Consider the following 10,887-nt stretch of genomic DNA (forward strand, 5'->3'; position numbering starts at 1 on the left):
GCTCATACGGCCGCGGCATCCGGACGGACAGTTTCAGTGACGCCGGCGCGACTGCGCAGACGAGGTTTCTTGATCATCCTCTCCGTCGCCGGAGTCTTCCTCTCCGGATGGCGGGTGAAGATGAGCCGTAGCTTCAATCAGTGCATCCGTCAGGACCAGACGTGCTTTTTTAAGATCCCGGAACGGCAGGACGGCCTCCGTTCCATCATCAAGTCGAAGCCGCCCGCTGTCTTCCGTGGCACCGAGAACGATGCCCGAAAAACGCTTGCGGCCATCAACAGGAATAAGAACCTCAGCCTTTGCGAGGTGCCCCGCAAAGCGTTCCCAGTCCTTCGGACGCGTCAGGGGGCGATCAATTCCGGCGGAAGAAACCTCAAGGGTCCAGTTTCCGGGAATCGGATCCTCAACATCCAGCACGGCCCCGACGGCGTGGCTGATCTGCTCGCAATCCGAGATGTTGATCAGGTTGCCGTCCAGCCGGTCGGCCATGATCTGCACTGTCGGCGTCTCGCGACCAAGGACCGAGACGCGCACCAGATCAAAACCGAGATCCGCAAGCACCGGCTCCACGATATCTCTGACCCGGCCATCAAGGCCGGTATGTGCTGAGGAACTGTCGTCCAAAATAAAAAAGGCGGCCTCTTCAGGCCACCCCCCGAAAAAAGCGGAAGATGTAATGTTGCGCTCTATCTAAGGTAGAGCCGCGGACTTTGCAAGGCCTGCAGTGATACATCCGGTGTTGTAATGTTGCACGGAATTTACAATCAGACCTCTTGCGGGCGAACATCCCCGCAGCGCAACATAAGCAGCATGATACCACCTCCGGAACCACAGCTTCAGGAACAGCCGGAACCCCAGTCGGGACGCCCGGGTATGAGGCTGCTGATGGCGGCTGCGGGTGTGATGCTGGTTACGGGCGGAGCTGCATGGTTTACGGCAGGCCAGTCCGGGGGAGGGCGGCAGTCCGATCCGACAGGCAATCCCGCGCCTTCGCAGGCGGTGCAGGAGACGGATGGCAACCGCACCGGCGTGCCGGTCGTGGGTCTTGCCCTGATCGCACCTGAAAACGCTCCTCAGGCTCTGAGAAAGGCCGGGTATTCACCGGCCGATCAGGAGCGTATCCTGGCCGGGATAAAGCGCAGGGAATACCGTCTTGTTCACATGCCGGTTTTCGATGCGGGAGGGCAGGGAGGCGTGGTATCGGTCAGGTCGGGGATCATGACGAAGGTCGTGCATCTCAGTCCTCGCCCTCAGGACATTATCCTGCCGATTCTGTTCAGCGGGGAGGTGAGGATCACTCCCCTTTCCGCCCCGGGAGAGGGCGGGGTGCAGCCGGGCGCGCTGACGGTTATGGGGCCTGTGATCCTGCCTGTGATACACGATGATCAGTATCTCATTCTGGATGTGGTGGCTCAATGAAGGCGCTTATCCCGCTTCTTAACCGGTATATGCCGGTGATGATGGCGGTCTTTCTGGTGCTCGCCGCACTTCAGGCGGCCGTCGCGCTGCATCTCTCATTTGCCGGAATCACGCATTTCATGCAGTGGTGCGCGCCGCTCTGGCCGCTACTGATGCTGACGGCACTTTTCTTTATGGTCGCAGGACTGCTCTATGAGACACGCGCGGAACGGCTGTCGCGCAGAGGGCTTCTCAGCAGACGGGGGTGGATGATGGATGTTCTTTCACGGCTCACCAACCGAGCCCAGCTTGAGGAGCTTATGGCCCGCGAGCAGCGTGAGACGACGCTTGATGCGGAAGAGCTTGCAGCCAGTCTGCGCGCGCGCGTGATCGGTCAGGATCAGGTCTGCGAGGATGTGGCGCAGCAGCTGCGTCGTCGCCTCGCGTTGCAGGTCCGCGGACGTCCCGTAGGGGTCTTTCTGCTTGCCGGTCCTCCGGGCACGGGCAAGACCTATCTCGCCAAGCAGATGGCAAAGCAGCTTCAGCGTCCGCTGCTGCATTTCGATATGACGCAGTTCAGCTCTCCCCATGCGGCTACGCAGCTTTTCGGATCACCGAAAGGCTATGTCGGCTCTGATACATTCGGGAAACTGACAGGCGGTCTGAAGGAGCAGCCGGATGCCATCGTCCTTCTGGATGAAATCGAGAAGGCGCATCCGGACGTATTCAAGAAATTCCTCACGGCCTGGAATGACGGACATGTGACGGAAGCCTCAACGGGGCAGCTCATTTCCACGACGCGTGCGATTTTCGTCCTGACCTCCAATATCGCGACGGAAGAACTGACGGAAATTTCGGATCGCCTGTCGGAAGATCCCGATCGTATGCGTGCGGAATCGGTTGAGGCGCTGCGCAAATCCGGATTCGCGCCGGAAGTTCTCAACAGGATAGACAGGATATTCATCTTCCGTGCCCTCAGAGGACTCGACATCGCCCGTGTATCCGCACTTGAGATCGAGACGATGATCGAAAGCTACGGTCTGAAGGTCGAGACCGGCGGAATCGATCCTGCTCTCCTGCTTGATGTCATGCGGCGACAGAGCCGGATCGGTGATGCAGCCTCTGCCCGTGATCTGGTCCGGTCGATTGAGGACATGATCAGCGAGTCGCTGATCCAGGCGCGTGAGCAGGGCGCGAAAATGGTATCCGTCGTTAAGGAAGGGGATACCGTAATCGCGAAAACCCTTCAGGACGATCGCGCTGCCGGACGCCCCTGGCTTCCTTCCTGATCCGGGACATTTATGTCAGCTTTCTCCCGCCTTCGTCATCGGGCTCCTCTGTGGCGCTTCTGCCTGTACAGCTCCGTGCTGTTCTGCGGATTTTCCCTGATCTGGCCGGCTCCCTGGCTTCTCAGGCTGATACCGCCCCTGCACCGGGTGACGGACCCCGTCGGGCGCCTTCTGACCTTCGGCTCGTCCCGGAATCAGCAGGACGGGATGCAGGCAGAGCAGCCTTCAGGGCCTGCTCCTCAGCAGCAGCCTCAGGGGCAGAGGGGGGCGAATAATTTAAAAATCGGGGTTCCTCCGATCGATGCAGAACTGAAAGGCGTCTTTCCCTTCGCGGGACGTCAGCTCCCTCTGCCTGCGGGTATATGGCATCCGGTTCTGGCTATGCAGGACGGTGCGAATGGCGAGATCATCAGTAATGTCCTCGTGAGGAGCGAGCGTGGTGTCGTGACAGGCGTGATCGTCGTGCGGGCCAGCAGCCAGAGTGTGGCGGACTCCATAACCGAGGAGATTACCCGCCTCTGTCACGACGACCGGAACTATTCAAACCGGATTACGGCGGAAAAAGGTGGTGTCTTTGAATGTCTGAGCAGCGGCCCTGTCTTTCTCAACGGTGGCAAAATCAGTAACGCCCCGGATATCTCTCTTGCCTATGAGCGTCTGCGCACCATGGGCTTTCAGCTTCCGCCCCTGCTTGTTGAAGGCTACTGGGCCCGCGTCGTGAAAGCTGAGGACGGCGGCGTGAATTTTGAAGCCGTGAGTACGGCTGTCAGCCCGGCTCCTCCCGGCAGCAGCAAGCTGAATACACCTCCTGCGGATTGGGAAAAACAGGCTGCCGGAGCCTCTCCTCTGGCTGGCCGGTTTATCGAGGAGATGAAACGCTGGATGGATGGCTGGGCCGGGGTGCTGCGCAACGGATTTGAGGGAAAACTCAGTCCGTCAGGTATTCCTGATGCCGTCAGCCAGGATCCGTCTGCCAAAGGGCTCTCACGTTTATGAATGGCTGATGCCTGTTTTCGCAGTATTGCGTATGAATGAGCGCTGCGCCACGTTTTGCGTGCTTCTGGCTGTTTCCGGCGGATATCATGGATCTTCTTGCTGCACTGCATAGTTTTGTCCGCGTCGCTGCGACGGGCTCGTTTTCGGCTGTTTCCCGCGAAACCGGGATGAGTCAGCCGACCATCTCCCGCCATATCGCGCTTCTTGAGGCGCATTACGGCACCACGCTGTTCGCGCGGACGACGCGCAGCCTCATGATGACGGAGGACGGCCGCAGCCTGCTGCCGCACGCCTATGAGGTTCTGGAAACCCTGGAAACGGCCGAAACCGTGCTGGGGAGACGGCGGGCTTCCGTTTCGGGACTCGTGCGCCTCGGGGTGACCACGGCCTTTGGCCTTTATCTCACGACCCGCCTCGGGGAGCTGCTCGTCAGGCACCCGGGCCTTTCCGTCGAACTCGTCATGCGTGACGGCTTCGGGGATCTCGTCGAGGAGGGGCTTGATCTGGCCATCCGTGTCGGGGAGATCGCGGAAGGATCACTGATCGCCCGCAAGCTGGGCGACGTGCATCGCTGGCTGGTGGCGTCACCGGAGTTTCTGAAACAGCAGACTGCGGAGCTTGCTCATCCGAGAGATCTCGCGGAGGCTCATTGTGTCGTGTTCACCTATGGTGGCGGGCGTCACGACTGGCATTTTCTCAGAGAGGAAGAGGAAAGCATCGTCGCGCCCAGAGCCGTATTCAGGGCCAACTCTTCCGAAGCGGCCATGAGTGCCATCGAGTCCGGAGTCGGTGCAGGTATTCTCTCTTCCTTTCAGGTCAGGAAAGATGTGGAGGCAGGCAGACTGATCCGGCTTTTTGACGGCTGGGATATCCCCTCCATGCCTCTTTATGCGGTACATACCGGACCAAGAACTCTGCCGCTGAGAACGCGGACAGTTCTCGATTTTCTGATCGAGATATCAACCTCCATCCTCGGTCAGTCCTGACGTTTCTCGTTGCCTAGCCCGGCTTTGAGCAGGGCCAGCGCACGATCCAGCGAGTCGAGTATCTGCCCGCTGAGCTTCCTGATCTGCGGGTCAGGGTTCAGGGAAAGCTGATCCGCTGCCAGCATAGCAGGTGAGAGCAGTCCGCGTAGGTCGTGACGAAACGCCTGATCCGGTGTCTTTTCAGTCATTCTTTGCTCCCGTCCTTTCGATGAGAGGGGGCGATATGTTTCCCGTGCAGGGGACGACACGGCACTCTGACATTGACGCAGGCCGGACCTCGTTTTATATGGCCGCGTTCTGACTGCACGGGCGCGCATCGCGCTGACTCAGGGTGGTCATCTGGTTTTTGTTGTTTGTGAGGAGTGCCACTGTGAAGCGCACGTATCAACCGTCCAAGCTGGTCCGCAAGCGCCGTCACGGGTTTCGCGCTCGTATGGCAACTGTCGGCGGCCGTAAGATCATTGCGAATCGCCGTTCGAAGGGTCGTAAGCGTCTTTCTGCCTGATGACAGGCATCCCGCCGGCGTCCATACCGGCGGGGGAAGGTGTTCCTGTTGTGAGCATCTGTCCGGCCGGGAAGCGTGGTGCTGATGACCGGAGTTCCGGAAAAACTGAAAAAGAGGGTGCAGTTTCTGACTGTTGCTTCCTGCGGACGTAAGGCTCCCGTCAGAGGACTCGTCCTGCAGGTTCTCGACCGGGCAGACCCGGAACCGGCCCGTGCCGGATTTACCGTCACAAAAAAAGTGGGCAATGCGGTTGTCCGGAACCGGACACGTCGGCGCCTGCGTGCTGCTCTGGGAGTTGTCAGCCAGGAAACGGATCTGTCCGGACTCGATCTTGTGCTGATCGGACGCGACGCAACCCGCAGACGCCCCTTTGTCTCCCTGACGGATGATATCCGCTACGCCCTGAAAAAAGCACGCGGCTCATGACCCGGAATTCTGCCGACAGTCTGACAGCCCGCCTGCTGATGTCGGGAATCCGGTTCTGGCAACGCTGGCTCAGTCCCTGGATGGGCACGAACTGCCGGTTTTATCCTTCCTGCAGCCGCTACGGGCTTGAGGCAATCCGTGTTCACGGCGCTTTTCGCGGTTCAGGGCTTGCCTTCTGGCGGATATTGCGGTGCAACCCGTGGCACGCAGGCGGGTATGATCCGGTGCCGGGAGAGCGTCCCTGTGCGGAACACGGGTCGGATCGGCCCTGCAACCTGAAACACTGAGAAAGGTCGGCTGGTCCGGATATGGATACAAGGCGTTTGATTCTGGCGACCGTGGTGTCGGCGCTCGTTCTTCTCGGGTTTGATTATTTCATGCCCAAGAACCCACCTCCGCCGCCGGTGCACGGAACGGTGCAGGCAGGACAGACAGTGCCCGCGGACAGTCATATCCAGACCCAGGCAAAACCGGCCACACCTGAAACGGCACCTGACGAGACCGGTCCGGAGCTGCGGCTTGCCGTGGATGCGAAGGATGTCATGGGCTCCGTGCGTTTGCGCGGTGCCCTGCTGGATGATCTGGTGCTGAAGCAGTATCGCCAGACGGTAAAGTCCGACAGCCCGCTTGTCCGGGTGCTTGAGACACCGGGGAAGCCGCGTCCCGACTTTGTTGAGTTCGGCTGGATTCCGGCAGAGTCCTCCGTAAAGGTTCCGGACCGGCACACGCTGTGGAAAGCCGATTCCGACAAGCTGACTTCCGCTCACCCGGTGACGCTCTCCTGGGACAACGGAGCGGGGCTGCTCTTCACGATTCGTCTGGCCGTCGATGATGACTACATGTTCACCATCGAGCAGAACGTCCGGAACACGACCGGATCTGCGGTTCAGCTCACGCCCTATTCCCATGTCCTGCGCGGTTATACTCCCGAGGAAACCGGCGGCATGCTGGTGCATGAGGGGCCGATCTCCGTGGTCAACGGCCGTATGACCGAGGAGTCCTATAAATCCCTTCGTGAAGGCTCCGTGGCGCCTGCGGATATTTCCTGGAGCAAACAGGGTACCGGGGGATGGGCCGGGATCACCGATAAATACTGGCTGATGGCCGTCGTTCCGGACCAGGCAGAGGCCGTTACCGGCACCTATGGCTATGATGCGGCCAGCACCCAGTACCGTGTCGGTTTCGTCGGGCAGGCTCCGCTGACGATCGGGGCAGGAGACAGTGCGGCCAGCACCATGCATGTCTTTGCGGGTGCGAAAGAAGTCCGTCTGCTGGAGCGGTATCAGTCCGATCTTCATATCCCGGATTTCTGGAAGGCCGTCGATTTTGGGTGGCTGGCCTTCCTGACCCGCCCGGTGTTCTACGTTCTTGACTGGCTCTACACGCATCTGGGGAATTTCGGTCTTGCCCTGCTGACCTTTACCCTGATCGTGAAAATCCTGTTTTTCCCGCTGGCCATGAAGAGCTTCCGCTCAGCTGCGGCCATGCGCGACCTGCAGCCGAAAATTCAGGATATCCGCGCCCGTCACAAAGACGATCCGGTGGCCATGAATATGGCGGTCATGCAGCTTTACCGTGAATCAGGCGCCAACCCCGCCAGCGGCTGTCTGCCGCTGCTCATCCAGGCCCCTGTCTTCTGGTGTCTGTATAAGGATCTCTACGTCACGATCGAGATGCGTCAGGCTCCGTTCTTCGGATGGATCAGGGATCTTTCGGCTCCGGACCCGACCAATATCTTCAATCTCTTCGGACTGCTGCCGTTTGATCCCACCCATCTTTCAGGCTTTCTTCTGCTTGGAATCTGGCCGATCCTGTACGGCCTGACGATGTACGGGATGCAGAAGGCCAGCCCGGCTGTCCTTGATCCGGCTCAGCAGCGTATTTTCATGATGATGCCGGTCATGTTTACGTTCTTCATGGCGCGGCAGCCGGTCGGTCTTGTGATCTATTACTGCTGGAATAACGTGCTCACGATCGCGCAGCAGCTGATGATCCAGAGAACGCATAAGGCCGTTGCGACCGGTCCGGGTGTCATCTCCGGCACGGCACGTGAGAAAACCGTGAAAAATCCACAGATCACGAAAAAGAAATGAAAGCTGATCAGCCTGAATTTTCCGAAAAGGATATCGAAAACGGGCGGCTGCTTTTTGCCGGGGCCTGTGATTTCATCTTCGGAGCACAGAAGCTCGGGCAGCTTCCGCCTGCGGATCTGCCGGAGGTGGCGTTTGCCGGCCGTTCCAACGTCGGAAAATCGAGCCTCGTTAATGCACTGACCGGTCGTAAGACACTGGCCCGTGCTTCCTCAGAGCCGGGCCGGACGAAACAGCTCAATTTTTTTAATCTGAAGCAGCAGATGCTTCTTGTGGACATGCCTGGCTACGGATTTGCGAAGGCTGCAAAATCCGTCAAGGAAGACTGGCAGGACATGATGTTCGATTATTTGCGGGGGCGTCCGACGCTCCGGCGGGTAATGCTGCTTCTGGATGCCAGGATTGAGCTGAAAAAGAACGATATCGAGATCATGGAACTGCTTGATACGGCAGCCGTCGGGTTCCAGATCGTCCTGACGAAATGCGATGCCGTCAGTCCGTCCGGGCTGGTCGCAAAGCAGAAGGAAATAAAAGCGGAGGCCGCAAAACACCCCGCAGCCCATCCGCATATCTTCCCGACAAGCAGCGAGACAGGGGAGGGCATTCCGATGCTCCGGGCTGAACTGACCCTGCTGGCTGAACCCCCGGAGAGTCCGACGCATGACTGAGAAGAAACACGTCCAGGAGAGTGAGGCGGTTCAGCAGGCCGCGACTCTCGCCAGTGCACTGCCCTATCTCCGCCGATATGCCGGTGATACGATCGTCGTGAAATTCGGCGGTCATGCCATGGGTGATGGCAATCTGGCGCATACGTTCGGCAAGGATATCGCCTTGCTGAAACTGGTCGGTATCAACCCCGTGGTGGTTCATGGTGGCGGTCCGCAGATTAATCAGATGCTGGACAGACTCGGGCTGAAATCCACCTTCGTTGATGGCCTGCGCGTGACCGATGAGAAGATGATCGATGTCATCGAGATGGTCCTGTGCGGGAACGTCAATAAATCCGTCGCAAGCCTGATCAACCGGGCCGGTGCTCTGGCGGTTGGCATCTCCGGCAAGGACGGAGGTATGATCCGTGCGCGGAAGCTCCTGCGAAAGACAATACATCCGGAGACAAAGGAAGAGACAGTCTCCGATCTCGGCTTCGTCGGAGAGCCGCATCGGGTCGATCCGCAGGTGCTTTATGCATTGTCCTGTTCTGGACTGATTCCGGTTGTCGCGCCGATCGCCACAGGTGATGACGGAGAGACGTATAACATCAACGCGGATACGGCCGCTGGCGTGATTGCCGGAGCTGTGCATGCGACACGTCTTCTGATGCTGACAGATGTCCCGGGCGTGCTTGATCGGGACGGAAAGCTCATTTCCGAGCTGACGGCCTCGGAAGCGCGTCGTCTGATTGAGGAAGGGACGATTTCAGGTGGTATGATTCCGAAGGTGGAAACGTGCTTGGAAGCCGTCCGTGCCGGTGCGCGGGCTGCTGTGATCGTGGATGGCCGGGTGCCGCATGCCTGTCTGCTGGAACTGTTTACCACACGCGGCTCCGGCACGATGATCCGCAGTGAATCAGGAAGCGACTACGCTTCCTGACTTGAGATTCAGACAGCAGAGTCTTCCTGGGAGGCGTGCCAGCGCGCGCCTCCGGCAAGCTTGACACTCCGCAGGGCAAGTCCCGCACGTTCGATCAGGGATTCGGACGTCTCGGACGTATCCCAGCTCCGGCTTGCGAGACCAACGGAGAATGTCAGGCGGTAGGGCTCTTCGATGGGAAGCGGCGTACCGGTCTGGCAGAATGCCTCGGCCCGCTCCGCCGCGACGAATGCGTCGGCGCCATCGAGCCATAACCCGAAAATATCACCGCCAAGACGCCCGATCAGATCGGTCGGTCTGATGGCATCACGAAATTCGGATGCAACCTTCTGGAGCGTCCTGTCTCCGATATCGAGCCCGTATTTCGCGTTTACTTCGGAGAAGCGATCAAGGTCGACAAGAAGCACCGTACCTGAAAGGCGTTCGCGGTCGAGGCGTGGCAGTCGCCGCCCGACCTCAAACGTAAAGCCACGCCGGTTGAGCAGCCCGGTGAGCGGATCAAACTGGGCATTACGGATCATTGTATGGTGCAGGCGTTCCATCTCGATGGCGGAGGCGATGGACGCAAGGCAGGCATCCGCCAGGTTCGCATCATCCTGCATCCAGGCACCGCTTTTATCACGCCAGAGCGCCAGAAGGATCGGGGCGGCGTATCGCACGGTTCCGGAACATATAATTACGTCACGACCATTACGGACGATGGCCTGCGGTGTAATGATCTTTCCGCTTTCCTGAAGCTGGCGCAGTTCTCCGCCGATGAGTGCTTCCGTGTCCATGGCATTGCCGGGATGCCGGTGCAGAACGGACATGCCGTCCTGTGGTCCGGGAAGGGCATTATCCGGCATTTTTGCTGACAGCTCCGGCGGAGAGAGCAGCAGTCCGCCCTTTGCGCCAAGAACTTCTGTAATAGCCTCGAAAGCCGCCGGAATGCCCAGCCCCGCAAGCGGACGACTGCGCAGGCAGGCCGTGACACGATGAATGATGCCCGTGGGTATGGAGCGGGAAGAGAGACTCTGCCCTGTCGCCGCACTTTCAGGAATATTGAGCCCCAGCCCACGGACGCCTGCAAATCCATTGCCGCTGGCAAGCAGGGGAACGGTGTAGAACAGCAGACTGACGCCTGAACCATCCGGTTTTCTGAGCCATATTCTGGCCCCCTTGACCGGCAGCCGACTGGAGAAGGGATTTCCGGCAGCGGAATCTCCCTGACGCAGCAGCAGCCCGGCAGCGGGAACGCCCGCCATGTCCCGCTCGGACAGACCGGTCGCCCCCTTGCAGACAAACAGCGTGAAGCGGCCCTCTGCGTCTGTCTCGAAAATAAGATCAGCAGCAAGTTCGGCCAGTTCCCGCCACCTCTGCCTGCTGGCGAGGAGGGATTCGAGGACATCGCTCTCCTTCCTGATTTCAGCCAGGGGAGCTTCAAGTGTGGGTAGGGGCATCTGATTTTTCGTCATACCGTGGAGAAGTGTGTGTGCAGTCTGTTTCCGCCGAGTTAATAAACTCTCTAACAGCCTGTCGGGTTGGGGCACACTGTGAAGTGGTGATGTTGTAAGGTGGTGAGATGAGCAGCTTCATCCCGTTTGACCGGTCTCAGCCGTATCTTCTGC

General features: G+C 59.2%; 13 protein-coding genes. 10 read left to right on the top strand and 3 right to left on the bottom strand.

Translation table 11 applies throughout. The features are described from left to right. Positions 1-33: 33 nt before the first annotated feature. Positions 34-624: a ribosome maturation factor RimP gene (gene rimP / locus LOC54_RS03375; RefSeq protein ID WP_279312415.1), complete on the bottom strand. Its 591-nt coding sequence runs from the start codon at positions 622-624 to the stop codon at positions 34-36. 186 nt (positions 625-810) lie between these two features. Here rimP and LOC54_RS03380 point away from each other — a divergent pair, with 186 nt between their 5' ends. The 4 genes from LOC54_RS03380 (at position 811) to LOC54_RS03395 (ending at position 4,669) form a co-directional block, all read left to right on the top strand. Further along, positions 811-1,419, top strand: a complete 609-nt coding sequence (locus LOC54_RS03380; RefSeq protein WP_279312416.1) for a hypothetical protein — start codon at positions 811-813, stop codon at positions 1,417-1,419. Then, entirely contained in the window at positions 1,416-2,687 is a 1,272-nt protein-coding gene (locus tag LOC54_RS03385) for an AAA family ATPase (protein ID WP_279312418.1), read from the top strand. Before LOC54_RS03380 ends, LOC54_RS03385 begins: the two co-directional genes overlap by 4 nt. 12 nt (positions 2,688-2,699) lie before the next feature. Beyond that, a complete protein-coding gene (locus tag LOC54_RS03390) occupies positions 2,700-3,683 on the top strand; it encodes a hypothetical protein (protein WP_279312419.1) in 984 nt (327 codons plus the stop codon). An 86-nt stretch (positions 3,684-3,769) separates the two neighbouring features. Continuing rightward, a complete protein-coding gene (locus tag LOC54_RS03395) occupies positions 3,770-4,669 on the top strand; it encodes a LysR family transcriptional regulator (protein ID WP_279312435.1) in 900 nt (299 codons plus the stop codon). On the opposite strand, the gene LOC54_RS03400 is transcribed toward LOC54_RS03395, so the two are convergent. Further along, positions 4,660-4,857, bottom strand: coding sequence for a hypothetical protein (locus LOC54_RS03400; protein WP_279312420.1), 198 nt, complete (start codon positions 4,855-4,857; stop codon positions 4,660-4,662). The two genes, LOC54_RS03395 and LOC54_RS03400, sit on opposite strands and share 10 nt — an antisense overlap. Positions 4,858-5,039: 182 nt before the next feature. On the opposite strand from LOC54_RS03400, the gene rpmH reads away from it, so the two are divergent. From rpmH to argB, 6 genes are all read left to right on the top strand, one after another. Then, a complete protein-coding gene (gene rpmH / locus LOC54_RS03405; protein WP_279312421.1) occupies positions 5,040-5,174 on the top strand; it encodes a 50S ribosomal protein L34 in 135 nt (44 codons plus the stop codon). Positions 5,175-5,258: 84 nt separating this feature from the next. Further along, complete coding sequence (gene rnpA, locus LOC54_RS03410) at positions 5,259-5,600, top strand: ribonuclease P protein component (RefSeq protein ID WP_279312422.1); 342 nt, start codon at positions 5,259-5,261, stop codon at positions 5,598-5,600. Then, complete coding sequence (gene yidD, locus LOC54_RS03415; RefSeq protein WP_279312423.1) at positions 5,597-5,887, top strand: membrane protein insertion efficiency factor YidD; 291 nt, start codon at positions 5,597-5,599, stop codon at positions 5,885-5,887. The genes rnpA and yidD overlap by 4 nt, the downstream gene beginning before the upstream one ends. A 21-nt stretch (positions 5,888-5,908) precedes the next feature. Next, positions 5,909-7,693, top strand: coding sequence for a membrane protein insertase YidC (gene yidC, locus LOC54_RS03420; protein ID WP_279312425.1), 1,785 nt, complete (start codon positions 5,909-5,911; stop codon positions 7,691-7,693). Beyond that, positions 7,690-8,358 carry a ribosome biogenesis GTP-binding protein YihA/YsxC gene (gene yihA / locus LOC54_RS03425; protein WP_279312426.1) on the top strand — a complete coding sequence of 223 codons (669 nt, stop codon included), beginning with the start codon at positions 7,690-7,692 and terminating at the stop codon, positions 8,356-8,358. The genes yidC and yihA overlap by 4 nt, the downstream gene beginning before the upstream one ends. Beyond that, entirely contained in the window at positions 8,351-9,280 is a 930-nt protein-coding gene (gene argB / locus LOC54_RS03430; RefSeq protein ID WP_279312427.1) for an acetylglutamate kinase, read from the top strand. Before yihA ends, argB begins: the two co-directional genes overlap by 8 nt. 8 nt (positions 9,281-9,288) lie before the next feature. Here argB and LOC54_RS03435 read toward each other — a convergent pair whose 3' ends face one another. Further along, on the bottom strand, positions 9,289-10,719 hold the full coding sequence (locus LOC54_RS03435) for a GGDEF domain-containing protein (RefSeq protein ID WP_279312428.1): 1,431 nt from the start codon (positions 10,717-10,719) through the stop codon (positions 9,289-9,291). Positions 10,720-10,887: the final 168 nt, after the last annotated feature.

The organism is Acetobacter sp. AN02, from assembly GCF_029759835.1.
Classification (GTDB): domain Bacteria; phylum Pseudomonadota; class Alphaproteobacteria; order Acetobacterales; family Acetobacteraceae; genus Acetobacter.

Bases quoted from the DNA above. Each gene is read 5' to 3' on its own strand.
- yidD (WP_279312423.1), top strand. From the start codon at position 5,597: ATGACCCGGAATTCTGCCGACAGTCTGACAGCCCGCCTGCTGATGTCG.
- argB (WP_279312427.1), top strand. From the start codon at position 8,351: ATGACTGAGAAGAAACACGTCCAGGAGAGTGAGGCGGTTCAGCAGGCC.
- LOC54_RS03395 (WP_279312435.1), top strand. From the start codon at position 3,770: ATGGATCTTCTTGCTGCACTGCATAGTTTTGTCCGCGTCGCTGCGACG.
- LOC54_RS03400 (WP_279312420.1), bottom strand. From the start codon at position 4,857: ATGACTGAAAAGACACCGGATCAGGCGTTTCGTCACGACCTACGCGGA.
- LOC54_RS03385 (WP_279312418.1), top strand. From the start codon at position 1,416: ATGAAGGCGCTTATCCCGCTTCTTAACCGGTATATGCCGGTGATGATG.
- yihA (WP_279312426.1), top strand. From the start codon at position 7,690: ATGAAAGCTGATCAGCCTGAATTTTCCGAAAAGGATATCGAAAACGGG.
- LOC54_RS03435 (WP_279312428.1), bottom strand. From the start codon at position 10,719: ATGCCCCTACCCACACTTGAAGCTCCCCTGGCTGAAATCAGGAAGGAG.
- rnpA (WP_279312422.1), top strand. From the start codon at position 5,259: ATGACCGGAGTTCCGGAAAAACTGAAAAAGAGGGTGCAGTTTCTGACT.
- LOC54_RS03390 (WP_279312419.1), top strand. From the start codon at position 2,700: ATGTCAGCTTTCTCCCGCCTTCGTCATCGGGCTCCTCTGTGGCGCTTC.
- yidC (WP_279312425.1), top strand. From the start codon at position 5,909: ATGGATACAAGGCGTTTGATTCTGGCGACCGTGGTGTCGGCGCTCGTT.
- LOC54_RS03380 (WP_279312416.1), top strand. From the start codon at position 811: ATGATACCACCTCCGGAACCACAGCTTCAGGAACAGCCGGAACCCCAG.